Origin of the sequence: Rhodococcus sp. 06-462-5, assembly GCF_002258315.1 — a bacterium.
Taxonomy (GTDB): domain Bacteria; phylum Actinomycetota; class Actinomycetes; order Mycobacteriales; family Mycobacteriaceae; genus Rhodococcoides.
In genome coordinates this window covers 55,535-79,830 of sequence record NZ_NOYD01000008.1, presented here as the reverse complement: position 1 = coordinate 79,830, position 24,296 = coordinate 55,535, and the positions used below count along the sequence as shown (strand labels likewise).

Annotated in this window: 23 protein-coding genes; 14 read left to right on the top strand and 9 right to left on the bottom strand. The window is 64.3% G+C overall.

Annotated features, from left to right (window positions below; genetic code table 11):
- Nucleotides 1-51: 51 nt before the first annotated feature.
- Together CH251_RS04535 and CH251_RS04530 are read left to right on the top strand one after the other, a co-directional pair.
- Nucleotides 52-1,497, top strand: coding sequence for an FAD-binding oxidoreductase (locus CH251_RS04535; RefSeq protein ID WP_179273605.1), 1,446 nt, complete (start codon nt 52-54; stop codon nt 1,495-1,497).
- Nucleotides 1,494-2,810 (top strand): class I SAM-dependent methyltransferase, encoded by a 1,317-nt coding sequence (locus CH251_RS04530; protein ID WP_094612039.1) that lies wholly within the window; start codon nt 1,494-1,496, stop codon nt 2,808-2,810. Before CH251_RS04535 ends, CH251_RS04530 begins: the two co-directional genes overlap by 4 nt.
- A gap of 7 nt (nt 2,811-2,817) precedes the next feature.
- Here the strand turns inward: CH251_RS04530 and CH251_RS04525 are convergent, their stop codons facing one another.
- Both CH251_RS04525 and CH251_RS04520 read right to left on the bottom strand, forming a co-directional pair.
- Nucleotides 2,818-3,600, bottom strand: a complete 783-nt coding sequence (locus CH251_RS04525) for an alpha/beta fold hydrolase (protein ID WP_094612038.1) — start codon at nt 3,598-3,600, stop codon at nt 2,818-2,820.
- 47 nt (nt 3,601-3,647) lie between these two features.
- Complete coding sequence (locus tag CH251_RS04520) at nt 3,648-4,580, bottom strand: oxygenase MpaB family protein (RefSeq protein ID WP_094612037.1); 933 nt, start codon at nt 4,578-4,580, stop codon at nt 3,648-3,650.
- Between the two features lie 23 nt (nt 4,581-4,603).
- On the opposite strand from CH251_RS04520, the gene CH251_RS04515 reads away from it, so the two are divergent.
- From CH251_RS04515 to CH251_RS04505, 3 genes are read left to right on the top strand one after another with little or no spacing between them, the layout of a single operon-like run.
- Nucleotides 4,604-5,176: a TetR/AcrR family transcriptional regulator gene (locus tag CH251_RS04515; protein ID WP_094612036.1), complete on the top strand. Its 573-nt coding sequence runs from the start codon at nt 4,604-4,606 to the stop codon at nt 5,174-5,176.
- A gap of 28 nt (nt 5,177-5,204) precedes the next feature.
- Complete coding sequence (locus CH251_RS04510; protein WP_094612035.1) at nt 5,205-5,465, top strand: acyl-CoA-binding protein; 261 nt, start codon at nt 5,205-5,207, stop codon at nt 5,463-5,465.
- 48 nt (nt 5,466-5,513) lie between these two features.
- Complete coding sequence (locus tag CH251_RS04505) at nt 5,514-7,880, top strand: FdhF/YdeP family oxidoreductase (protein WP_094612034.1); 2,367 nt, start codon at nt 5,514-5,516, stop codon at nt 7,878-7,880.
- A 9-nt stretch (nt 7,881-7,889) separates the two neighbouring features.
- Here the strand turns inward: CH251_RS04505 and CH251_RS04500 are convergent, their stop codons facing one another.
- Nucleotides 7,890-8,708 (bottom strand): oxygenase MpaB family protein, encoded by an 819-nt coding sequence (locus CH251_RS04500; protein WP_094612033.1) that lies wholly within the window; start codon nt 8,706-8,708, stop codon nt 7,890-7,892.
- Nucleotides 8,709-8,799: 91 nt separating this feature from the next.
- On the opposite strand from CH251_RS04500, the gene CH251_RS04495 reads away from it, so the two are divergent.
- Entirely contained in the window at nt 8,800-9,408 is a 609-nt protein-coding gene (locus CH251_RS04495) for a TetR/AcrR family transcriptional regulator (RefSeq protein WP_094612032.1), read from the top strand.
- Here the strand turns inward: CH251_RS04495 and CH251_RS04490 are convergent.
- Together CH251_RS04490 and CH251_RS04485 are read right to left on the bottom strand one after the other, a co-directional pair.
- Nucleotides 9,397-10,035, bottom strand: a complete 639-nt coding sequence (locus tag CH251_RS04490; RefSeq protein ID WP_094612031.1) for a GntR family transcriptional regulator — start codon at nt 10,033-10,035, stop codon at nt 9,397-9,399. The two genes, CH251_RS04495 and CH251_RS04490, sit on opposite strands and share 12 nt — an antisense overlap.
- Nucleotides 10,036-10,041: 6 nt before the next feature.
- A complete protein-coding gene (locus tag CH251_RS04485; protein ID WP_094612030.1) occupies nt 10,042-11,184 on the bottom strand; it encodes an acyl-CoA dehydrogenase family protein in 1,143 nt (380 codons plus the stop codon).
- Nucleotides 11,185-11,286: 102 nt separating this feature from the next.
- On the opposite strand from CH251_RS04485, the gene CH251_RS04480 reads away from it, so the two are divergent.
- The gene (locus CH251_RS04480) at nt 11,287-12,804 is read left to right on the top strand and encodes an aldehyde dehydrogenase family protein (protein WP_373454916.1); all 1,518 of its coding nucleotides are present in this window, start codon (nt 11,287-11,289) and stop codon (nt 12,802-12,804) included.
- Between the two features lie 3 nt (nt 12,805-12,807).
- Complete coding sequence (locus tag CH251_RS04475; protein WP_094612028.1) at nt 12,808-13,704, top strand: oxygenase MpaB family protein; 897 nt, start codon at nt 12,808-12,810, stop codon at nt 13,702-13,704.
- Nucleotides 13,705-13,715: 11 nt separating this feature from the next.
- On the opposite strand, the gene CH251_RS04470 is transcribed toward CH251_RS04475, so the two are convergent.
- Complete coding sequence (locus CH251_RS04470) at nt 13,716-14,918, bottom strand: TetR/AcrR family transcriptional regulator (RefSeq protein ID WP_094612027.1); 1,203 nt, start codon at nt 14,916-14,918, stop codon at nt 13,716-13,718.
- A 183-nt stretch (nt 14,919-15,101) separates the two neighbouring features.
- Here CH251_RS04470 and fadD5 point away from each other — a divergent pair, with 183 nt between their 5' ends.
- The 4 genes from fadD5 (at nt 15,102) to CH251_RS04450 (ending at nt 18,941) form a co-directional block, all read left to right on the top strand.
- Nucleotides 15,102-16,658 (top strand): fatty-acid--CoA ligase FadD5, encoded by a 1,557-nt coding sequence (gene fadD5 / locus CH251_RS04465; RefSeq protein WP_094612026.1) that lies wholly within the window; start codon nt 15,102-15,104, stop codon nt 16,656-16,658.
- 246 nt (nt 16,659-16,904) lie between these two features.
- Nucleotides 16,905-17,219 (top strand): integration host factor, actinobacterial type, encoded by a 315-nt coding sequence (gene mihF / locus CH251_RS04460; protein ID WP_008712632.1) that lies wholly within the window; start codon nt 16,905-16,907, stop codon nt 17,217-17,219.
- A gap of 47 nt (nt 17,220-17,266) precedes the next feature.
- Complete coding sequence (locus tag CH251_RS04455; protein ID WP_094612025.1) at nt 17,267-17,749, top strand: cation:proton antiporter regulatory subunit; 483 nt, start codon at nt 17,267-17,269, stop codon at nt 17,747-17,749.
- 19 nt (nt 17,750-17,768) lie between these two features.
- The gene (locus tag CH251_RS04450; RefSeq protein ID WP_094612024.1) at nt 17,769-18,941 is read left to right on the top strand and encodes a cation:proton antiporter; all 1,173 of its coding nucleotides are present in this window, start codon (nt 17,769-17,771) and stop codon (nt 18,939-18,941) included.
- Between the two features lie 5 nt (nt 18,942-18,946).
- On the opposite strand, the gene CH251_RS04445 is transcribed toward CH251_RS04450, so the two are convergent.
- Nucleotides 18,947-19,357 (bottom strand): hypothetical protein, encoded by a 411-nt coding sequence (locus CH251_RS04445; protein ID WP_094612023.1) that lies wholly within the window; start codon nt 19,355-19,357, stop codon nt 18,947-18,949.
- A gap of 96 nt (nt 19,358-19,453) precedes the next feature.
- Here CH251_RS04445 and CH251_RS04440 point away from each other — a divergent pair, with 96 nt between their 5' ends.
- Entirely contained in the window at nt 19,454-20,011 is a 558-nt protein-coding gene (locus tag CH251_RS04440; protein WP_256978804.1) for a CGNR zinc finger domain-containing protein, read from the top strand.
- 58 nt (nt 20,012-20,069) lie between these two features.
- Nucleotides 20,070-20,732: a GntR family transcriptional regulator gene (locus tag CH251_RS04435; protein WP_179273604.1), complete on the top strand. Its 663-nt coding sequence runs from the start codon at nt 20,070-20,072 to the stop codon at nt 20,730-20,732.
- A gap of 59 nt (nt 20,733-20,791) precedes the next feature.
- Here the strand turns inward: CH251_RS04435 and CH251_RS04430 are convergent, their stop codons facing one another.
- Both CH251_RS04430 and CH251_RS04425 read right to left on the bottom strand, forming a co-directional pair.
- Complete coding sequence (locus CH251_RS04430) at nt 20,792-22,927, bottom strand: 3-hydroxyacyl-CoA dehydrogenase NAD-binding domain-containing protein (protein WP_094612021.1); 2,136 nt, start codon at nt 22,925-22,927, stop codon at nt 20,792-20,794.
- 9 nt (nt 22,928-22,936) lie between these two features.
- On the bottom strand, nt 22,937-24,148 hold the full coding sequence (locus CH251_RS04425) for an acetyl-CoA C-acetyltransferase (protein ID WP_032395308.1): 1,212 nt from the start codon (nt 24,146-24,148) through the stop codon (nt 22,937-22,939).
- Nucleotides 24,149-24,296: the final 148 nt, after the last annotated feature.

The following is a 24,296-nucleotide window of genomic DNA, read 5'->3' as shown; positions in this document are numbered from 1 at the left end:
CGGACGCCAATGCCGGTGGATACCACGCGGTACGAGATATAGCGTCTGAATGTGGCTTCAGTGAATGCTCTTCTCGGACGACGGCCAGAACCGAGGGAGAGCGGTTACGCAGCGCACCGGTCGGGTGTCGAGCAGCTGCTTCGCAGCTATCGCGCAATTCCGGCCGATGCGACGGTGCGTCTGGCGAAGAAGACGTCCAACCTGTTCCGGGCCAGGACGACCACCACCACGCCGGGGCTCGACGTCTCGGGCCTGAGCAAGGTCATCTCCGTCGATCCCGAATCGCGCACAGCCGATGTCGCCGGCATGTGCACGTACGAGGACCTGGTCGACGCGACGCTTCCCTACGGTCTCGCGCCCCTCGTCGTCCCGCAGCTCAAGACGATCACCCTCGGTGGGGCCGTCACCGGACTCGGTATCGAGTCGACGTCGTTTCGTAGTGGACTTCCACACGAATCGGTACTCGAGATCGACGTCCTCACCGGTAGCGGCGAGATCGTGACCGCGACACCGGAGGGCGAACACTCGGACCTCTACTGGGGCTTTCCCAATTCGTACGGCACCCTGGGCTACTCCACTCGGCTGCGGATTCAGCTCGAACCCGTGCTGCCGTATGTCGCGTTGCGCCACCTGCGATTTCACGATCTCGACACCCTCCAGTCCACGATGGACACCATCGTCGAACAGCGCGAGTACGACGGCGTCGAGGTTCAGTACCTCGACGGTGTGGTGTTCAGCGCCGACGAAAGCTACCTCACCCTCGGCGTCCAGACCGACGAACCGGGACCGGTCAGCGACTACACCGGCGCCGACATCTTCTACCGCTCGATCCAACACGCTTCGGACACACCGAAGATCGACCGCCTCACCATTCACGACTACCTGTGGCGCTGGGACACCGATTGGTTCTGGTGCTCCCGAGCCTTCGGAACACAGAACCCGAGAATCCGACGCTTCTGGCCACGCAAGTACCGGCGCAGTAGTTTCTACTGGAAGCTCATCGGCCTCGATCGCAAGTACGACATTGCCGATCGACTCGAGAAGCGCAAGGGAAACCCGCCACGCGAACGCGTCGTGCAGGATGTCGAGGTTCCGATCGAACACACTGCAGGCTTCGTGACGTGGTTCCTCGACAACATCCCGATCGAGCCGTTGTGGTTGTGCCCGTTGCGTCTTCGTGAGCCTGCAGCGCCCGGCGCGAATCCGGCCCGGCCGTGGCCGCTGTATCCACTCGAGCCGAAACGCACCTACGTCAACATCGGCTTCTGGTCTTCGGTTCCGATCGTTGCAGGCGAACCCGAGGGTGCCGCGAACCGCGCCATCGAGAAGAAAGTGACCGAGTTCGACGGGCATAAATCGCTGTACTCGGATGCTTACTACACCGAGGATGAATTCGCCGTGCTGTACGGCGGCGAGAGATATATACAGCTGAAGCAGAAATACGATCCCGAATCCCGATTGTTGGATTTGTACTCGAAGGCGGTGCAACGCAGATGACGACGTTCAAGGACTCCGGCAATCGCACGGTGAGCGGTGCCCAGAAGCTCAAGATCTCCGAGATTCTGGAACTGATCTCCGACGGCAACATCCCACTGCGCTTCACCGCATACGACGGCAGCACCGCAGGACCCGAGGACGCGAGAATCGGCCTCAACCTCAAGAGCCCCCGCGGAACCACTTATCTCGCAACCGCTCCCGGCGATCTCGGCATGGCGCGCGCGTACGTCTCGGGTGATCTCGAAGCAACGGGCGTTCACCCGGGCGACCCCTACGAGTTGCTGGCACTGATGGGCGACGAACTGCACTTCCGTCGGCCCTCGGCAATGACACTGACATCGATCGCCCGTTCTCTCGGCTGGGATGTGTTGCGGCCCATCGCTCCTCCGCCCCAGGAGGCGATTCCGCGGTGGCGTCGCATCGCAGAAGGCCTGCGCCACTCCAAGACTCGCGACGCAGAAGCGATCCACCATCACTACGACGTGTCCAACGCCTTCTACGAGAAGGTGCTCGGCCCCTCGATGACATACACCTGTGCGGCGTTCGAGAGCGCGGACCAATCACTGGAAGCGGCGCAGGAGAACAAGTACCGCCTGGTGTTCGACAAGCTCGGGCTGCAGCCGGGTGATCGCCTACTCGACATCGGCTGCGGCTGGGGCTCGATGGTGCGCTACGCCGCGCGCAGAGGCGTCAAGGTCATCGGCGTGACGCTCTCCCAGGAGCAGGCGTCGTGGGCGCAGAAGGCCATCGCCGACGAAGGTCTATCCGACCTCGCCGAGGTGCGCTTCTCCGATTACCGCGACGTGGCCGAAACCAACTTCGACGCCATCTCCTCCATCGGACTGACCGAGCACATCGGCGTGCACAACTACCCGTCGTACTTCACGTTCATCCAGTCCAAACTGCGCGACGGCGGCCGACTGCTCAACCACTCGATCACCCGGCCGGACAATCGCGCACACGCCAAGGCGGGCAGCTTCATCGACCGGTACGTCTTCCCCGACGGCGAACTCACCGGCTCGGGCCGCATCATCACCGAGATCCAGGACGTCGGACTCGAGGTTCGTCACGAGGAGAATCTGCGCGAGCACTACGCCCTGACCCTCGCCGGATGGTGCCGGAACCTCGTCGAGAACTGGGACGCATGCGTCGCCGAGGCCGGCGAGGGAACAGCCCGCGTGTGGGGCCTGTACATGGCCGGCTCCCGTCTGGGATTCGAGCGCAATGTCGTTCAGCTGCATCAGGTTCTGGCCGTCAAGCTCGGACCGAAAGGTCAGGCCGACGTACCTCTGCGGCCGTGGTGGAACGGCTGAGCCACTGCTACCGCCCCGTTGCTCGCAGGATCACGCGAGCGGTTTCGGCGGGCTGATCCCAGTGCGGGAAGTGTCCGCACTTGTCGAACCAGTGCAGGGTGGCGTCGGGGAATCGCTCCAGCGCCACCTTCGCCTGGCTCGGCGTCGTCACCTTGTCCTGACGGCCCCAGCCGATGAGCAGCGACCCGTGCAACGACCCCTTCGGTGCACCGATCTGCTTCGGCCCGTGGATCAAGGCCTTCCGTGCGGCGTCCAGCGAGGGTGAGGTCTTGGTCGAGAAGCCCTTCAGCTCCCGCTCGACCAATCCACTCGGCAGCTTCCACGGCGCAGCCGAGAACTGAGCCAACGCAGCCGTTCTGGTGACCGGGTTTCCGGCCAGAAACGGCACCAGGGGCTGCACGTTCTTCATCAGTGCCAGCGACGCGGTGATCGTGGCTCCGAAGATCTTGACCTGACGGTCGTTCCAGAACCCACCGGGATCGAGGGCCACCATCGAACCGCGATGGCCGCGTCGGCCGAGCTCGACGACCATCCGAGCCCCCATCGAACTACCGACGAGATCGGCGTCCGCGAGTCCCTCGTCGTCGAGGAACCCCCTCAGCGCGTCGGTCAACGTCGCGATCGACACCTCCGGCAGGGGCGGGGTCTGCCCGAATCCGGGCAGATCGAGCGCGATGACCTCTCGATGTGCGGCGAGGGCAGGGACGATGGGGTCCCAGTTTCGGTGCGAGGACCCGAGACCGTGCACGAGGACCAAGGGCTTGCCGGTTCCGGTTCTGACGTTGTACATACCCCCCGATGTACCCGGAGCCCATCGATCTACACATTCGGGTCGATCTACACATTCGGGCTGTAGTGCGACGGGTCCGAACGGCGCTCAACCGGTGGCAGATTTCGAGCCGGCGTGTGCACCAGCGGTGATGTCGCCGGGATCCGGCCGTTGACGCGATCCCACCCGGCCCGCCCCCGCGGATGCAGACGGCGACGCGGTGGCACCAACCCGAACACCAGGTTCACCGCCTTACCGAACAACGTGAAACGCTGCTCGTCCCGGTCAGACCAGCGATAGCCGAGAAGCTCGCGCACCGGCGGGTCGTAGAGCCCCACGGTGATCCACACGAACAACGCCGCAACCGGACGCCTGAGCACCGCCCACACTCGTTCCGGCAGCCAGGCGGCGTACGGCGGTGGGCCCAGCTTCGACAGGTCGAGCACCCCGCGGGCAGCCATGTTGTCTTCCAAGACGTTTCGACACATGTGATCCCAGTACTTCTGGAACTCGGGCCAGGTTGCGGGCACCGGCCGCATGCTCATGCCGTACAGGCGATACCACTGCACGTGCTCGTCGAACAGCGTGACCTTCTGCTCCTCGGTCAGGCCGCCCATGAAGTGGTCTGCAGTGAGCACCGTGCCCATGAAGAAGGTGGCGTGCGCCCAGTAGAACGTCTCGGGATCGAGGGCGTGGTACTTGCGTCCCTTGGCGTCGATTCCCTTGATGTTCGTGTGATACCCGCGGACCTGCAGCGCGGTCTCCTCGGCGCGATCGCCATCGAAGACCACACCACCGATCGGGTACAACGATCGGTACAGCCGCTGCCAGCGCTCGTCGAAGAACGTCGAATGCTGCTCCACCCCGGCACCGAGCCCGGGGTGCATGTTCTGCATCGACCCGGCCCAGACGCCCTGCAGCATCCCGCGCCAGTCTCCGAAGTACTTCCAGGTGAGTGAGTCGGGACCGAGCGGGACCGGGCGATCACTCTGACTACGCATGTTGTCAGACTAGGGTTGACAACATGCGTAGTCAACAGTTGGAGGAGCGCAGATCCAAGCGGTACGACGCATTGCTCGCCGCGGGAGTCGAGCTCCTCGGCGCACCCGACGGACCGGCAGTCAGCGTCCGCGCCGTCTGCCGCGCTGCCGGGTTGACCGAGCGATATTTCTACGAGAGCTTCTCCGATCGCGACGCGTTCGTCCGGGCCGTGTACGCCTGGGTGGGATCGAGAGCCCAGAAGACATTGATCGACGCCGTCACGACGGCGACCACCCCCGAGGACACCATCGCCGCCCCGGTGCGCGCATTCGTCGAACTCATCATCGACGAACCACGAACGGGCCGGGTGCTGCTCATCGCACCGTTGGCCGAACCGGCGCTCAGCCGTCGCGGACTCGACCTGTTGCCGGGCTTCGTCGAACTGGTGCATGCCCAACTCCCCGACTCCGTCGACCGACAGCTGATCGCCGTCGGAACCGTAGGGGCGCTGACTGCCCTGTTCATCGGCTGTCTCGACGGCACTCTCACCGTCACCCGCGAAGCCCTCGTGGCGCACTGCATTCGGTTGATATCCGATGCCGCCGTGCAAGGATGACACCACCTCTAGCAGAAGGAGTTCTTCCATGTCCGATCTCGACCAGTCGTTCGCCGATGCGCAGGTAGACGTCAAGAAGCTCACGTCCAAGCCGAGCAACGACGACCTACTGCGCCTGTACTCGTTCTTCAAGCAGGGTTCGATCGGCGACGTCTCGGGTAAGCGGCCCGGACGGCTGGACATGGTGAACCGTGCGAAGTTCGATGCCTGGGCGAAGCTCGAAGGCACGAGCCAGGATTCGGCGAAGCAGCAGTACGTGAATCTGGTGACCGAACTCCTCGCCGGCTGAGCCGAAGGCTATGGTCGAGTGCGGGGGTAACGCAACGAAGGGACCCGCATGAGACGCACCGACAGCGACGTCGACGAGGCCGAGCTCGATATCGAGAAGCCGAAGACCCACGCGGCAGGCCCCGTCGCCGTTGCAGTGTCGATGAAGCGAGCACTCGGGCACATGGGGCCCAAGCGCACCGCGCAGACGCTCCTCAAGCTGAACCAGGCCGAGGGTTTCGACTGCATGAGCTGCGCCTGGCCCGACCCGGATCCGGGCCATCGGCACGCAGCGGAGTTCTGCGAGAACGGTGCCAAGGCCGTTGCCGAGGAAGCGACGACGACGCGGGCTACCCCGGAGTTCTTCGCGCAGCACAGCATTGCCGAGCTCGACGGTCACACCGAGCACTGGCTCGGCCAGCAGGGCCGCATCACGCATCCGATGATCAAGCTGCCCGGCGGCACCCACTACGAACCGATCGAGTGGGACGACGCGTTCCGCCTGATCGGCGACGAGCTGAAGTCACTCGCCAGTCCGGACGAGGCCATCTTCTACACCTCGGGCCGCGCCTCCAACGAGTCCGCGTTCACCTACCAGCTCTTCGCCAGGGCATTCGGCACCAACAACATGCCCGACTGTTCCAACATGTGTCACGAGTCGACGTCCATCGCGCTGCAGGAGTCCATCGGCATCGGCAAGGCCAGTGTCACCCTCGACGACGTCCACAACGCCGAGCTGATCATCCTGGCAGGCCAGAACCCCGGCACCAATCACCCGCGCATGCTCTCCGCCCTCGAGCTGGCGAAGCAGAACGGCGCAAAGATTCTGTCCATCAACCCACTTCGCGAAGCGGGTCTGCTCAACTTCAAGAACCCGCAGACCCCGCGCGGCATGGTGGGACCGGGAACGGACCTGTCGAATCTGCATCTGCCGATCAAGCTCAACGGCGACCTCGCACTCTTCCAGGCCATCGGCTCACTGCTGGTGAAGTGGGACGCGCTCGATCACGAGTTCCTCGACAACTACACCGTCGGCTTCGACGCGTGGAAGGCGCACGTCGCCGAGGTCGACTGGGATCTCGTCACCGAGGTCACCGGATTGTCGGTAGCGCAGATCACCGAGGCCGCCGAGATGTTGCGCGATTCCAAGGCAACGGTCTTCTGCTGGGCCATGGGCCTGACGCAGCACCGCAATGCCGTCGCCACCATCAAGGAAGTCACCAATCTCGCGTTCGCACAGGGGAACATCGGCAAGGCCGGAGCCGGCCTCCTGCCTGTCCGTGGCCATTCCAACGTCCAGGGCGACCGCACCATGGGCATCTGGGAGCGCCCGCCGGTGAAGTTCCTCGACGCCATGGCCGCGGAATTCGGCTTCGAGCCACCTCGTGAGAACGGCCTCGATACCGTCGATTCCATCCGAGCCATGCGCGACGGCAAGGCGCACTTCTTCCTCGGCCTCGGCGGAAACTTCGTGCAGGCCACCCCGGACAGCGACATCACCTTCCTCGCACTGCAATCGATGCGGATGACGGTGCAGATCTCCACCAAGATCAATCGCTCGCACCTGGTGTGCGGCGAGACCGCACTGATCCTGCCGACCCTGGGCCGTACCGAGAAGGACGTGCAAGCCAGTGGTGAGCAATGGATTTCGGTCGAGGACTCCACCTGCTCGGTGCACTCCTCGCGCGGACCGCTGAAGCCTGCGAGCGAGTACCTCCGTTCCGAGGTTGCCATCGTCAGCGGTATCGCCGAGGCCACGCTCGGGGATCGCTACGGCCTCGATTGGAAGGGCTTCCGCGACGATTACCGCAACATCCGCCAGCACATCTCCCGCGTCGTCGCCGGGTGCGAGGGCTACGAGGTCAATGTTCGACGCCCCGGCGGTTTCGTCCTGCCGCACCCACCGCGCGACAGTCGGACCTTCGAAACCAAGAGTGGCCGAGGAGAATTCGCGGTCTCGCCGATCGACGTGCTGCAGGTTCCGCCGGGCCACCTGATTCTGCAGACGCTGCGCAGCCACGATCAGTTCAACACCACGATCTACGGCCTCAGCGATCGGTACCGCGGCATCGAGAACGGTCGACGCGTCATCTTCGTGCACCGGGAGGACATCTCGTCTCTCGGCTTCCGTAACGGCGACATGGTCGACCTCGTCACCAAGTGGGACGACGACGACGTGGAACGATGCGCGCCGTCGTTCCGCATCGTCGAGTACGACACCCCACGGGGATCGGCTGCCGCCTACTATCCCGAGACCAATCCGTTGATCCCGCTGGACTCGACTGCGCTGCAGAGCAACTGCCCCACCTCGAAGTCGGTGATCATCTCGATGGTCCCGGCGGGGACGGGTGTGCAAGGAACGGTGAACGGTCATCAGGACAACGAGGGATCGGACGAGGGCCACAAGTCGCACCCGCAGCCGCATCACCTGAGCTGAGGCCTCGAACTAGACCAGCGGCCGCCCCGAGCGCATCCGACGCTCGACGTCGTGCAGCAGAAGATTGAACGGCAGTGCACGAACGACGGGCGGCAACATCCGGTTGAGCAGGGACGCGCTGCGCAGAAGAAGCGCAAACCGTCTCTGCTTGACCGGATCCCAGGGCAATTCCATCTCGTCCCGGAATCGCTGGGGTAGGAATCCTGTGGTCACGAAGCGAAAGAACGGCCCGATCAGCGGATGCAGTGCAGCGGGTCCGGTGAACGTGGCCGACGCGATGCCGTACAGGTAGCGCCTGATCGTCGGGTCGATGCGAATGTCGTCCAGCGCTGCTTCCCAGTAGTTCTCGAACGCCGCTCGATCTGCGGGCCACATCTCGGGCGGCATCTGCAGTGTCGAGCCGAGTACGTGGCACGCCTGGTACATCTCGTCCGCCACGGCCGGATCGGGTGGCCCGTACAGCGCAACGTACACATCCTCGAAACCGCGGTAGAGGCACGCCGCCACCCACAGCTGCAGGGTGGGATCGAAGGCGTTGTACCTCACCGGGCTGTCGGCCGTCGACCGCACGGCCGCATGAGATCTGTTGGTTGCCTTGCGGTACGCGGCCTTGGTCTTGTCGTCTCCCATACCTGCGACGGCGAGGTAGGACAACGTGGTTCGGGTCCGCTTGATCGGGTGCCGGTTGATCTGTCCGGATTCCACGCGGCTCTCGAACACTCCGTACCCGACCGCAGGGTGCCCGAGTTGCATGATCACGTTCGCCGACCCAGCGAGCAGGCCGAACCCGGTCATGGACTTGCGTAGAAGGTCGTTGTCGACAGTCACGACGCAGTCGAACCCTTCTCTGTCGGCAATCTGAGTACGTGCGTGTTCAGATCAAGCTAGGCGCGGGTGCCGAGCGTGTCAAGATGTATTCATGCCCGATTCACCCCGTACCTACGGCGGCGTGGACGGTACGGCCCGAGTCGCCGACCGTCGACGCATCCTCATCGCGACCGGACTCGATCTGCTCGGAACTGCCAAGCCCGACTTGACAGTTCGAGGGGTGTGCCGCCGGGCCGGCGTCGCAAGTCGCTACTTCTACGAGAGCTTCGCAGACCGGGACGCGCTCATGGAGGCGGTGTACGACCACGTCGTCGACGATGTCGCAGCCATCGCGCTCGACGCCGTCGCCGCAGCACCGAAGGACGACCGCGAACGGGTACACGCCGGAATCCGTGCGATCGTGCGCGCTGTCGCCGAAGACCCGCGCCGCGGGTTCCTCCTCTTCTCAGCCACGACGGTCGGCGACATCCTGGTGGCAAAACGGGCCGAGTCGACGAAGATGTTCGCCCATCTGCTGGCCACTCAGGCCACCGAGTTCTACGGCACGACGAGAGATCACGATCTCGATCTGACAACCTATTTCGTCGTCGGCGGATTCGCTCAGGTGCTCACTGCATGGCTCGGCGGCGAACTCGAGATGGACGAGGACGCCGTGGTCGTCCGCTGCGCCGAGCTGTTACTGGCCGCATCACCCCGTTAGCCGAGGCACCAGCTCGGCCCCGGCGAGGAAGTGCCTGCACGTCAGGTCGCCGACGAGCTCGACGTCGCGCCGCCGGAATGCCTCGATCAACTGTTCGTGATGGCGGACCGCGTGCTCACCCCATTGCCTGTTCGACGCATACAGCCGCGAGGGTGTGTATCTCACAGCACCGAGGAGAAACCAGGCCAGCTTGGTTCCCCCGGCGAATCTGTTGATGTGCCTGTGGAATTCGAACTCGCAGGACTCCACCGATTCGAAGTCGGATCGGGCCACGGCGTCACGCAATCGTTCGTTCACGGTGCCAAGCGCCTCGATCTGTTCGTTCGTGATGTGCCGCGCGGCGCGGCCGGCCAACGCTGCCGCGATCGTGCCCTGCAACCAGAAGATGTCCTCGATGTCGCGTTCGGTCAACTCGTTGACCCGGTAGCCCCGACGCGGCACGAGGTCCACCAGGCCTTCGCCGCGCAACGACACCAACGCTTCCCGCACGGGAGTGGCACTGACCCCGAGCTCGCCCGCCGTATCGTCGATGCGCACGAAGGTGCCCGGTGTCAGTACTCCCGTGACGATCTGCCGGCGAATACTTGCGGCGACATCCTCCGAGAGCTGCGGGCGGCGATGCAGCACGACTGCCTAGAGTCCGTACGTCTTGCCGATGATGTCACGCTGAATCTCATTGGTACCGCCGTAGATCGAGGACACGAGAGTCGTCCGGACGTGCTTCTCCATGTCGAATTCGGTGGCGTACCCGTAGCCGCCCATCATCTGCATGCCCTCCAGTGCCACCTTCTTCGCGGTCTCGGTGAGCTTGAGCTTGGCCATCGACGCCTCTCGCGGGAACAGCTTCGTCGGGTTCTCGTCGACCAATCGAGCCACGTGGTAGACCAGCAGCCGTCCGCACTCGATCTCGGTGGCCAGATCGGCGATGCGATGTCGCAGTGCTTGGAACGTCCCGACGGGCCTGCCGAATTGCTTTCGCTGGGTGATGAAGTCGAGTGTGTCGTCGAACGCTCGTTGCGCAGTGCCGAGCATCATCGCCGCGAGAATGAGACGCTCGATGTTCAGGCCGGTCATCAGCTGCGACCATCCTTGACCTTCCACTCCGACCACCGCGTCCTCGGGCAGTGCACAGTCGGTGAAGTAGAGGTCGTTGACTTCCTTGCCACCCATCGTGTCGATGCCGACGATGTTCAGGCCCTCGATATCGGCCGGGACGTCGAACATCGTCAGACCCTCGTGCTTGCCACCTTCTCTGCCCGTACGTGCGACGAGCAGGATCCGATCGGCGAAATGCGCATTCGAGCACCAGGTCTTCTGGCCGTTGATCAGCCAGCCGGAGTCGGTCTTCTCGGCGCGGCAGGTCAGATTTCCCACATCAGAGCCGGCTTCGGGCTCGGACATGGAGATCGAGTAGCTTCGGCCGGCGACGATGCCGCCGAGAACTGTGTCCTTCTGCGCGGGTGTGCCGAACTTCTCGTACGCCGCGCCGGTGATCAAGGTGGGGCCGATGCCGCCGATGGGCGCCATGGCCTTGGCAGATTCTTCGAGCAGGATGCACAGGTCGACGGTGCTGCCGCCCGCTCCCCCGTGCTCCTCGGAGATGATCGCGCCCAACCAGCCCAGCTCGGCCATCTTGTCGTAGAGCGCCTGGTTGTGACTGTGTGCGCCGTGCTCGGTGAGTTCGTCCCGTTGGGCGCGGGTGCCCGCTTCCTTGGCACAGAAGGATGCGACCGCCTGCGCGAACGCGGTCTGTTCCTGGGTGAGATCGATACTCATGGATCGGCTCCTGCACATCGGGGCGGCGGGGGTTGTAGCAACCGAATACGACGCATAGTGTGTCCTGGACAACATTGAATCACATCAAATATATGTGATGCGATCTGCTGGAGGATAGAGCCCGTGACGGACCAGATCGAACGAACGAACGAGAGCACCTTCGAAAGCCTCGACCCCAGAACAGGTGTCGCACTCGCCACGTATCCGATCGCGGGCACCGCCGAGGTCGACATCGCCGTCGCTCGAGCCCGGTCGGCCGCGCGATGGTGGGACGTGCAGGGCTTCGTCGGACGCAAACGATGGCTGCTCGAATTCAAGTCAGCCATCGCCAAGGACGCCGCGAGCCTCGCTACCGTCATCGCCGCCGAAACCGGCAAACCCGACGAGGACTCACTGCTCGAGGTCATGCTCGGCGTCGAACACCTCGACTGGGCCGCCCGCAACGCCGAGAAGATTCTGCGACAGCGCAAGGTCGGGTCAGGCCTGCTCGCAGTGAACCAGAAGGCCTACGTCGGGTATCGCCCGTTCGGTGTCGTCGGAGTCATCGGTCCCTGGAACTACCCGCTCTACACCCCGATGGGTTCCATCGCCTACGCCCTCGCGGCCGGCAACACCGTGGTGTTCAAACCCAGTGAACTGACGCCGGGCGTCGGGACCTGGTTGGCCGAGAAGTGGCAGTCACTGGCCGCTCCGCACCCGGTGTTCCAGACGATCACCGGCGACGGATCCACCGGCACCGCCCTCGTCGAATCCGGCGTCGACAAGATCGCGTTCACCGGCTCCACCGCCACGGCCAAGAAGGTCATGGCCACCTGCGCGAAGTCGCTGACCCCACTGGTCGCCGAGTGCGGTGGCAAGGACGCGATGCTCGTGGACGCAGACGCGGATATCACTGCCGCAGTGGAATTCGCAACGTTCGGAGCGATGGGTAACGCCGGGCAGACCTGCGCCGGCGTCGAACGCATCTACGTCGCAGCTCCGGTGTACGACCGATTCGTGGGCGAATTCACCGCTGCGGTCAAAGCCCTGAAGCCCGGCGGAACGAAGACCTCGTCCTACGGTCCGATGACACTGGGCAAGCAGAGCGAGATCGTGCGAGGCCAGATCGAGGACGCTCTGGCCAAGGGCGGCAAGGCCGTCGTCGGCGGACTCGAGTCGCTGCACGGGCCGTACATCGACCCGGTGGTTCTCACCGACGTACCCGAGGATTCGACTGCGATCACCGAAGAGACCTTCGGTCCGACCGTGGTGGTCAACAAGGTTCGCGATCTGGACGAGGCCATCGAACGGGCCAACGCGTCCAAGTACGGACTCGGCGCATCGGTGTTCACCCAGGACGGAGCGGTGGGCAGACGCGCCGCCGAGAAGCTCGATTGTGGTGTTGTGACGGTCAATTCGGTCCTCGGATTCGCCGGTGTTCCAGCGCTGCCGTTCGGCGGCACGGGTGACTCCGGATTCGGCCGCATCCACGGGGCCGACGGCCTGCGCGAGTTCAGCACCGTCAAATCGTTGACCGTGCAGAGTTTCGCAGCCCCGGTCAATCTGCTGACGATGAAGCGCAAAGCACGCAACATGAAGCTCTCCGTGCTGGCACTGAAGCTTCGGCACGGACGGGGCTGAGCCATGGACATCACGCCGAAGAGGGGGCGCTTCGGCTGGCTGCGGCGCATCGAGGAACTCGACCCGGTGCGGGATTGTCACACGATCCACCGCATCACCGCCGGCTACGAGTTCCCGTGGGACTACCAGCGTTCACTCGAGTTCGCGTTGTTCCGTACCTACTGCGTGCCGACCATCTCGGCGCTGTTGGCCGAGACCGGCGAATTCGAGAACCGACCCCAGAAGCGCTACGACGACACCTCACTGCTGATGGCCGAACTGCTCGAGCACGGCTACGACTCCGAGCGGGGGCGTGAGTCGCTTCGGATGGTCAACCGAATGCACGGGCAGTACGACATCTCGAACGACGACATGCTGTACGTGTTGACGACGTTCATCTACGAGCCGATCGAGTGGATCGACACCTACGGATGGCGTCGCCTGCACCCCAAGGAAAGACTGGCGACGTTCCACTTCTACCGCGAAGTGGGAAAGCGGATGGGCATCAAGAACATTCCCGAGTCGTACACCGAGTTCGCGCAGTTCAAGCTCGACTACGAGGAGCGGACGTTCCGCTTCACCGAAGACAATCGTCGGATCGGTACGTACACGCTCGATCTGTACTGCTCCTGGTATCCCGCTGCGCTGACCCCCGCCGTGAAGCAGGGAGTGTTCGCGCTGCTGGACGACCGGATGGCCGGTGCCTTCGGGTTCCCCGCGGGCTCACCGACGGTCGAACGGGTGGCCGTGCGGGCTCTGCGCGCCAGGGCCCGCGTCGAGCGGTTCCTACCCAAGCGAACGCGATCGCGGGCCACCGCCGACGCGTCGAACAGGACCTACCCCGGCTATCCCGTCGGCTACAGCCCTCGGGATCTGGGCGCTGCGGCGTGCCCGTATTCCGCTGTACCGACTCCGGCCTGAATGCGGAGGGTTCATCCCAGCAGTACCGCCGTCATCGTCTGTTGCACGCGGGCCATGGTTCGGTCGGACCGCTCGAACCGCACCGTGCGACCGACGTCGAAGACCAACCCGAGAGCGGCGTGGATGAGAAATTTCGACATCACCACGCTCGTGTTCGGCCGGGCCTCACGCAGTAGCTGCGCCCAGCCGTCGACGTTGTGTCGCTGAATCCGGCGCAGTGTCGTGCGCCGATCGGCCGGTAGATTTCCGATCTCGGCGAAGTACACGGCCACGAGTTCGCCCTGCCGGAAGGTCAATTCGGTGTACAGCCTGGCGAACGTCCGCACCGCGTCGACCGGGGAGTTCGAGTGCTCGAGCGCACCGGCGAGGGTGTCGGTGAGCTGGTCGTTGGCACGATGCAACGCGGCCTCGAGCAACTCGGCTTTGCTGGGAAAGTAGCGGTACACACTGGAGGCGGTGATCGACGCTGCTGCGCCGATGTCGTCGAGGCCCACCTCGTGGTAGCCGTGCAGATAGAACAGCCGAATCGAATGATGCAGCAGCTCTTCGCGTTTCGATGCATGCTCCGGCACGGAGTCGCGGTGGGGGGATTCGTTGCCCTGCTGCGGAAGTTCGGTCCGCAGGACCGACCGCGCGGCAGTGAGCATCGACTCCTCGATCTGCTTGGCCGACAACGCCGATCGATGAGCGGTGATGCTGGCGACCACACTGATCGACGCCGTGGCCAGCAGTGCGGCGTCTGCCTCGGACAGATCGGGGCGAAGCTGTCGCAACGGGGCCGTCACCCGCTCGTGCACCGTTCGCAACGCTCGGCGTAGGTATTCGCGGTCCGAACCGACGAGATACCGTCCCTCCCATCGATACAACCCACCGGTGCGGCGATTGTCGATGGTGGTGGCGATGATGGCACCGATGACCGCGTCGATTCGGGCCTGCGGACCCTCCAGCTCGACGACGACCGGATCGATGACGGCCGGATCGGTTGCAGCGACCAAGGAATCGGTCATCCGCATGACGGTGTCGACGAACAGGGAGTACTTGGTCGGAAAGTGCCGGTACAGCGCAGGTCCGGAAATGCCGACGGTGGCGGCGATGTCCTCGATTCCGACGGGGTGATAGCCGCGCTCGCTGAAGGCCTCGGCCGCGGCCACCAGAATCTGCGACTTTCGATTCCGTGGCCGACGCCGCTGCGCCGTCGTACCTGTCTCGCTCATCGCCTCACCTCGCCGCGCCGGTCGTCTCGATTGCTCATAGTAACGGGATCGATGCGAATGACCACAAACTTAATGCGTCATTGACCAGCCGAAATGCAGCCGACGGAGTTCCGGACAAAGCGGCACGCAGTCTGTAAGCTGCATCACATTCGATCCCGCCACGGCTGACGAGAGGAACCGGCGATGGCCGCTCACCCCAACGAACCCGGATTGTCCAACCGAAACAATTGGAACAACCACGTTCGACGGCACGCCCTCATGCAGCCCGAAGCAGTGGCGCTTCGGTTTCAGGGGCGATCGATCAGCTGGCGCGAACTCGACGACCGCGTGTCGCGGTTCGCGGGCGCGCTGCACGGCCGCGGAATCGGATTCGGTGACCGGGTATTGATCGTGATGCTCAACCGCCCCGAATACCTCGAGGCGGTCCTGGCGATCAATGCGCTCGGCGCACTCGCCGTCCCGGTGAACTTCCGGATGACTCCGCCGGAGGTGGCGTTTCTCGCGCAGAACAGCGGCTCGTCCCTGGTGATCACCGACGAGACACTGGCTCCGCTGACCGAAGCAGTTGTAGCGCAAAGCGATTCACTGACCGGGATCATCACGGTCGGAGACGCCTACGAAACACTGCTGTCCTCCGCCGAGCCGGCGGACACCGTCGACGTGCCGGACGACGCCCCGGCACTGATCATGTACACCTCGGGCACCACCGGAAGACCCAAGGGCGCGGTACTCACGCACGCGAACATGCAGGCCCAGGCGTTCACCTGCGTCCGGGCACTGCAGATGAGCGCCACCGACGAGGTCGGCTTCTGCGCCTCACCGATGTTCCACATCGCCGCACTCGGCAGCCTCGCGCCGAGCCTGCTGCTCGGCATTCCCACCGTCGTGTACCCGGTCGGGGCATTCGATCCGGGCACCCTGCTCGACGTACTCGCCGCCGAGGGTGTCACCAACCTGTTTCTCGTTCCCGTGCAGTGGCAGGCAATGTGCGCCGAGCAGGCCGCCAACCCGAGAGAACTTGCCCTGCGGGTCATTTCCTGGGGTGCCGCCCCGGCATCGGACACCGTCCTGCGCGCGATGTCGGAAACGTTCCCGGGCGCGATGAACGTCGCGGTTTTCGGGCAGACCGAGATGTCGCCCATCACCTGCGTGCTCGACGGCATCGACGCCCTCCGCAAACTCGGCTCCGTCGGACGCGTCGTCCCGACCATCGCAGCACGCGTCGTCGACGACGAGATGAACGACGTGGCGCAGGGCGAGATCGGCGAAATCGTCTATCGAGGGCCCACATTGATGCGCGAATACTGGGAGAACCCCGACGCGACGGCAGACGCATTCCACGGCGGCTGGTTCCACTCCGGCGACCTCGTACGCCAGGACGAGGAAGGATTCGTGTTCGTCGTCGACCGCAAGAAGGACATGATCATCTCCGGCGGCGAGAACATCTACTGCGCCGAGGTCGAGAACGTCCTGTTCTCCCACCCCCGAATCCTCGAGGCCGCAGTGATCGGCCGCCCCGACGACAGATGGGGCGAGGTGCCCGTCGCAGTGGTCGCACTGCACGATGCACCGGGCACCCCCGACCTGACACTCGACGAGCTTCTCGTGTGGCTCGGCGACCATCTCGCGCGGTTCAAACACCCCAAGGAATTGGTCGTCGTCGACGCCCTCCCCCGCAACGCGAGCGGCAAGGTGGTCAAGGTCGCACTCAGGAAGACCTACTCGCCTGCACCTGCCTGAAAGACGGGCAGGGAGGCGTCGGACATGCCCGGTACACGACGCCCTTCGAGAGCCGACACGGGGCCGAAGTGCTGGTCGGGGCACACCCCGAATCGGATAGGACGTAGCCTGGCTGGGAAGGTTCGGTGGCTCGACCGGAATGACAGTCGTGTTGTTCGGTTAGATTGGGAGAGCCACCAGGCACGATGCAAGAGGGTCGAGACCTGTCAACGAGCGACGGGTCACCACAATCGAGGAGAACAGGCCATGGCTTTACCAGTATTGACACCGGAACAGCGCACCGCGGCGCTGGCCAAGGCGGCCGAGGCACGCACTGCGCGGTCGAAGCTGCTCGCATCCGTCAAGTCCGGCGAACTCAGCGTCGCTGACGTTCTCGCCAAGGCGGAGAACGACGAGATCGTCAAGAAGACCAAGGTGTCCGCCCTGATCAAGGCCCTGCCGGGTGTTGGTTCCGTGCGCGCCGCACAGCTGCTCGAGCAGCTGTCCATCGCCGATACCCGCCGTATCGGTGGACTCGGTGCAAACCAGCGCGAAGCCCTCCTGGCTGCCGTCGCATCCTGATTCACAACTTGCGATAACGCGTTACCTGCAGGGCTAGCATTTCGACCATGAACGTCGAAGTGACCCTGCTGCCGGGAATCGGGGTGCGGAAGGATTTCGCCCTCGCTTCCGGGCGTCGCATAGGCGTCATCACCCGCAAGGACGGCGCGAACGAGTTGATCGTCTCGCGCAAGGACGACCCCGATGCGACGCAGGAATCCATCACGTTGAGCAATGAGGAAGCGGCGGCCCTGGGCAATCTGCTCGGGTCGCCGCAACTCATCGCTCAACTCGGGGAAGAGCATCGCGACCTCCCCGGAATCAACACCCGCCAGCTTCCCATTCGCGCGAATTCACGGTTCGTCAGCCGCACACTCGGCGAGACCACGATGCGCACCAAAACCGGGGTATCGGTCGTCGCTGTCATGCGCGCCGGTCAGGTACAACCGTCCCCCACCCCCGACTTCACGTTGGCCGCGGGTGACCTTCTGGTCGCCGTCGGTACCGCGGACGGACTGGACGCAGCGACCAAGTTGCTCGGTAATGCCTGAGATCAGTCGGGTCTGAACAGTGGCCGAGAGCGCACTTGCCCTCACCGAGCTGGGCGCAGTGTTCTTCGTTCTCGGACTTCTCGCTCGTCTCGCGGGTCGAATCGGTGTCTCCCCCATCCCGTTCTATCTGCTCGGCGGCCTCGCTTTCGGAAACGGCGGCATCGTCAATCTCGGGGGCATCGACGAGTTCGGTGAGATCGCCAGCGAAATCGGTGTCGTTCTGCTGCTGCTCCTGCTCGGACTCGAATACACCGCCACCGAACTCGTCACCGGCCTGCGCCGATCCTGGATGGCCGGTCTGGTCGACATCGTGCTGAACTTCGCGCCGGGTGCGGTGGTCGCGCTACTGCTCGGCTGGGGCGGAGTCGGCGCGCTCGTGATGGGCGGTGTCACGTACATCTCGTCCTCGGGCATCATCGCCAAGGTCCTCACCGATCTGGGCCGACTCGGAAACCGCGAAACCCCGGTCGTGCTGTCCATCCTGGTGTTCGAGGACCTGGCGATGGCCATCTACCTACCGATCCTCACCGCGGTCCTGAGCGGGGTGAGCTTCCTCGGCGGACTCGAAGCCCTCGGTATCTCATTGTTCGTCGTCACCTTCGTGCTGGTGGTCGCGCTGCGCTACGGCAACCTCGTCTCCGCCGTACTCGACAGCCCCGACCGCGAAGTGGTGCTGCTCAAGGTCCTCGGATCCGCGTTGCTGGTGGCCGGCATCGCGTCGGAACTGCAGGTTTCGGCCGCCGTCGGCGCATTCCTGCTCGGTATCGCGATCTCCGGGTCGACGGCCGACAACGCCACCCGCGTGCTCGAACCACTCCGCGATCTCTTCGCCGCGATGTTCTTCGTGGTGTTCGGACTCGCCACCGACCCGGCTACCATCCCACCGGTGCTCGGCTGGGCCGTCGTACTCGCCGTCACCACCACGGCGACCAAGATCGCGACAGGTTGGTGGGCGGCGGGCCGTCAGGGAATCGGACGACCGGGCCGGTTGCGCACCGGAGCGGCACTGGTGGCGCGCGGCGAGTTCTCCATCGTCATCGCCGGGCTGGCCGTGGCCGCAGGCGCGGTGGAGGGCGAACTCGCCGCCCTCGCGACGGCATATGTGCTGCTGATGGCAATCCTGGGACCCATCGCGGCCCGAGTCGTCGAACCGGTCGCGCAGGTAGTGCTCCGCACCAAGCCGGCGGTGTAACCGGATCAGCGATTCGGCCGGCCGGATTCAGGCGTCGCCGCGAGATCGCTCACTGCGATCTGCGCGTCCGTGACCGCGGCAGTCACCGGTTCGCACCCGGCCGACGCGGACGCGAGTGCGAACACGGCTTTCAGCAGAGCGGTATCCGGTGCGCCCGCGTACGGACCTGTGTCGGCGACGGCCGTACCGTCGCCGAGTGTCCGGCCGATGGTGGTACCGAGTTGCTCGATCACCTGGTTCACCGCAGCGGAACACTGCGCCAGGGTGCCGAGCGCAAAATACAGATCGGCCCCGACAAGTGCAGACTCGTTCTCTGCGGACGCGACACTGCGAATACCGTTGCGTGCACGGAGAAGCCGGTCTATGACCGGATGCCGAGTCTCGGCGGTGGAACACCCGGATGGTGGTGTCGTCATGGCGAGCAATCCCGTCGTGGAGGCCAGTGAGCGTAAGGGAGTAAAATGTATTTATACGATTACGGTAGAGGAGGCGAGTAAGGGTTGCAAGTAGTTTTGGACGATTACACCCAGGGGGCCGTGCTGGCGACGGAGCTCGCGAACACCTCACCGACGGTGTGGGTGGTCGCCGGTGATCGACTGACCGACATCGAGGCCGTACAGTCCCTGCTCGACGACAACGACGTGCGGTCCAGTGCGCCCACCGGAACACATGATCTGGAACAGGTCCGCGCGCTACGCGACCGTCTTCGTGACATCCTCGACGCTCCGGCTCCCGCCGAACTCATCACTCTCACGCACGACGCATTGTCCGTGGTGCCGCATCGCATCGAGCTCACCGAGATCGACGGCGAATGGCGCTGGCAAGCGGCAACGGAGAAAGACTGTTCGCTCGCCGACGAGCTGACGGTGCTGACCGGATACGCCCTGTTGGGTACCGTCCGCGCCCTGGGCATCGAACGATTCCGAGCCTGCGCATCACCGACCTGCAACGGCGTATTCGTCGACGTCAGCCGAGGCGGACGGCGCCGCTATTGCATGCCAGGGCTGTGCGGCAATCGCATCAACGTCGCCAACCACAGACAGCGTCGGCGATCGCCCGGCGAAGCCTGAGTCGGCTCGACACGAACTCTCGCTACCGCGGGATCTCGCCGTGTGATTGGCTTTCGGGATGGTGGACAAGCGTCGAGCATCGGTTCTGCGCCGACGGCCGCAGCTGTCGGAGGAGGTGGCCAGCCACGTCCGGCACCTCGTCATGTCCGGCGAAGTGAGTCCGGGTGACTTCATCCGACTCGACGAGACCGCCGCCGAACTCGGAGTGAGCGTCACTCCGGTCCGCGAGGCGCTGCTGACACTGCGGGGTGAGGGCATCGTCGAACTCGTCCCGCATCGCGGATACAAGGTTTCGCCGCTGACGCCGAACGACATCGTCGACATCTTCTGGTTGCAGGGGCGCATCGCCGTCGAGCTGGTTCGCCGCGCTGCACCGAACATCACCGAAGCCGAGCTCGACCGGCTCGCCGAACTCACCGCAGCACTGTCGATCGCCGTCGAGAACGGCAATCCCGAGGACGTCGAGAACTGCGAGTTCGAGTTCCATCGGGTGCTCAATCGCCTCGCCGACTCCGCGAAACTGGCGTGGTTCCTCAACAACGCCACCCGCTACACACCCACCCGCCTCTATGCCACCGACCGCGAATGGGGCCGAGCGGCCGTCCGCAACCACGAGGAACTCATCGAGGCACTCGTTCGAAACGACATCGACGCCGCCTGCGAATTGATGAAGCAACAATTCACAGACGGCGCCGAGAGGTTGATCGCGCATCGCGGGTGAGCGCTACGCGCATGTGAGCGAAACTTCGTAGTGGGCTACGAAGTTCCGTTCACATGGGGTCAGCGCAGCGAGGCGGGAACCTGGAAACGCTCGCCGTACTTCTTGGCCAATTCGTCTGCACGAGTGACGAATCCGGCCTGACCTCCCGGGTAGCCGACGACGTGCTGGTGCACGCCTCCGGTCCATGCGGGGAAGCCGATGCCGAAGATCGAACCGATGTTGGCGTCGGCGGTGGAGTTCAGCACACCCTCGTCGAAGCACTTCTGCGTTTCGATGGCCTCGATGAACAGCATGCGCTCCTTGAGGTCCTCGAACGGGATGTCCGCCGAACCCGACTTGAAGGCATCACGCAGGCCGGGCCACAGGCCGGCACGCTTGCCGTCCTCGTACTCGTAGAAGCCCGCACCCTTGGCCTTCGACGGACGCTCGAACTCGTCGACCATCTTGTCGATGACCTCGCCTGCCGGGTCCTCGGGCGGAGTTCCGCCTGCGGCCTTGATGGCGTCGTAGGTTTCCTTGCGGATCTTCTGCATCAGGTTGAGCGTGAGCTCGTCCGAGAGCTGCAGCGGCGCAGCCGGGTAACCGGCCTGCAGACCGGCCTGCTCGATGGTCGACGGCTCGACGCCCTCGCCCAGCATTGCGATGGCCTCGTTGATGAACGTGCCGATCACGCGAGAGGTGAAGAAGCCGCGACTGTCGTTGACGACGATCGGGGTCTTCTTGATGATCTGCACCAGGTCGAATGCCTTGGCCAAGGCCGCATCCGACGTCTTCTCACCGCGAATGATTTCCACCAGCGGCATCTTGTCCACGGGCGAGAAGAAGTGGATTCCGATGAAGTCTTCCTGACGCTTGATGCCCTGAGCGAGGCTCGTGATGGGCAGCGTCGAGGTGTTGGAACCGAGCAACGCCGTCGGATCGACGAGGTCCTCGATCTCCTGGAACACCTTCTGCTTCAGCTCTTCCGACTCGAAGACGGCCTCGATGACGAGATCTGCGCCTTCGACGTCCTTGGCGTCGGCCGTCGGGTGGATACGCGCGAGCAGAGCGTCGGACTTCTCCTGGGTGGTCTTGCCACGCGAGAGCGCCTTGGCCTCGATGGCCTCGGAGTACGCCTTGCCCTTCTGCGCGGACTCGAGGGCAACGTCCTTGAGTACCACGTCGATTCCGGCCTTGGCACACACGTACGCGATACCCGCGCCCATCATGCCTGCGCCGAGAACCGCGACCTTGGTGAAGGTGGTCTTCTCGATACCGTCGGGACGGGACTTGCCGGCGTTGATCGCCTGCAGGTCGAAGAAGAACGCCTGAATCATGTTCTTGGACACCAGGCCGGTGACCAGCTCGGTGAAGTAGCGCGATTCGATGGTGCACGCGTTGTCGAAGTCGACCTGTGCACCTTCGACTGCCGCCGCGAGGATCGCACGCGGAGCCGGCATCGGTGCGCCCTTGATCTGCTTGCGCAGGTTGGACGGGAATGCGGGCAGGATCTGTGCGAGCTTCGGATTCGACGGCGTGCCGCCGGGGATCTTGTAGCCCTTGACGTCCCACGGTGCGACGCCACCCTCGGGGTTGGCCTTGATCCACGCCTTGGCGGTGGGCACCAATTCGTCGACGCTGCCGACCAATTCGTGAATCAGGCCCACTTCGAGCGCCTTCGCCGGACGGAATCGGGTGCCCTGCGCGAGCACGGTCATGAAGCCGGTCTGGATACCGAGCAGGCGCGTGATGCGGGCGACGCCGCCGCCGCCGGGCAGCAGACCGAGCGAGACCTCGGGCAGACCGATCTGGACGCCCGGAACATCGGCCGCGATGCGGTGATGCGTCGCGAGGGCGATCTCGAGTCCGCCGCCGAGTGCTGCGCCGTTGATAGCGGACACGACGGGCTTGCCGAGCTTCTCGATGCGACGGAGCTGGCTCTTGACTTCCTGGACCTCGTCGAACACCTGCTGGGCGTCCTCGGGCTTGGCGGCGATGAGCGTGTGCAGGTCGCCGCCTGCGAAGAACGTCTTCTTGGCGGAGGTGAGCACGACGCCGGTGATGGAGTCGACCTCGGCCTCGAGGCGGTCGACGGTGGCACCCATCGAATCCTTGTAGAGCTGGTTCATCGTGTTGGCGCCCTGGTTGGGGTCGTCCATCGTCAGAACGACGATACCGTCGGCGTCCTGGTCCCACTGAATCATGTTGTCAGACATCGTAATACCTCAGACTCGCTCGATGATGGTGGCGACGCCCATGCCGCCGCCGATGCACAGGGTGATCAAGGCGTACCGGCCGCCGCGGCGCTCGAGCTCGTCGAGCACGGTGCCGGTGATCATCGCTCCGGTCGCTCCCAGCGGGTGGCCCATGGCGATTGCACCACCGTTGACGTTGAGCTTCTCGTTCGGGATGTTCAAATCCTTCTGGAAGCGCAGCACGACGGAGGCGAATGCCTCGTTGAGCTCGAAGAGATCGATGTCGTCGACGGTCAGGCCTGCGGTCGCGAGAACCTTCTTCGACGCCGGGGTCGGCCCGGTCAGCATGATGGTCGTGTCGGCACCACTGGTTGCGGTCGCGACGATGCGCGCCCTCGGCACCAGGTTCAGGTCCTTACCGGCCTGCTCGCTGCCGACGAGGACGAGTGCTGCGCCGTCGACGATGCCGGAGCTGTTGCCGCCGGTGTGCACGTGATCGATCTTCTCGACCCAGTGGTACTTCTGCAGCGCGACGTCGTCGAATCCGCCCATGGCCGCGATACCGGTGAAGGCCGGGTTCAGCTTGCCGAGCGATTCCACGGTGCTACCCGGACGCATGTGCTCGTCCTGATCGAGGATGAGCAGACCGTTCTGATCGGTCACCGGAACGACGGACTTGGCGAAGTAGCCACCCGACCACGCTGCTGCGGCGCGCTCCTGGGACTGGACGGCGTATGCGTCGACGTCCTCGCGGCTGAACCCCTCGATCGTCGCGATGAGATCGGCACCGATTCCCTGCGGGGCGAAGTAGGTGTCGTAGTTGGTGACGGGGTCCATGGCCCACGCGCCGCCGTCGCTGCCCATCGGCACGCGCGACATCGACTCGACGCCACCGGCGATGACGAGCTCGTCCCAGCCCGATCGCACCTTCTGTGCAGCCAGGTTGACGGCCTCGAGACCGGATGCGCAGAAGCGGTTGAGCTGGAAGCCGCCGACGGTGTCGGGCATCTTCGCTGCGAGCACAGCCGTGCGCGCGATATCGGCACCCTGATCTCCGACGGGTGAGACCACCCCGAGGATGAGATCGGAGATCCGGTTCTCGTCCATGTCGGGGAAACGTCGACGAAGCTCGTCGATCAGGCCGGTCACCAGGGAAATCGGCTTCACCGAGTGCAGGGAGCCGTTCTTTCCTTTGCCTCGGGGAGTCCTGATGGCTTCATAAATGAATGCCTCTGTAGTCACAGCGCGCAGTTCCTTCCAGATACTCGATCTTCTTGCGGTCGCCGTGCCGGCCGACCGCGTCGGTGCGAGGCCATGACAGACCCCAGCTCATGTCACAGTAGGGCCGCGAGTAGATCCGGCATAAGGACCGAAACGAGCGTTGTCCATG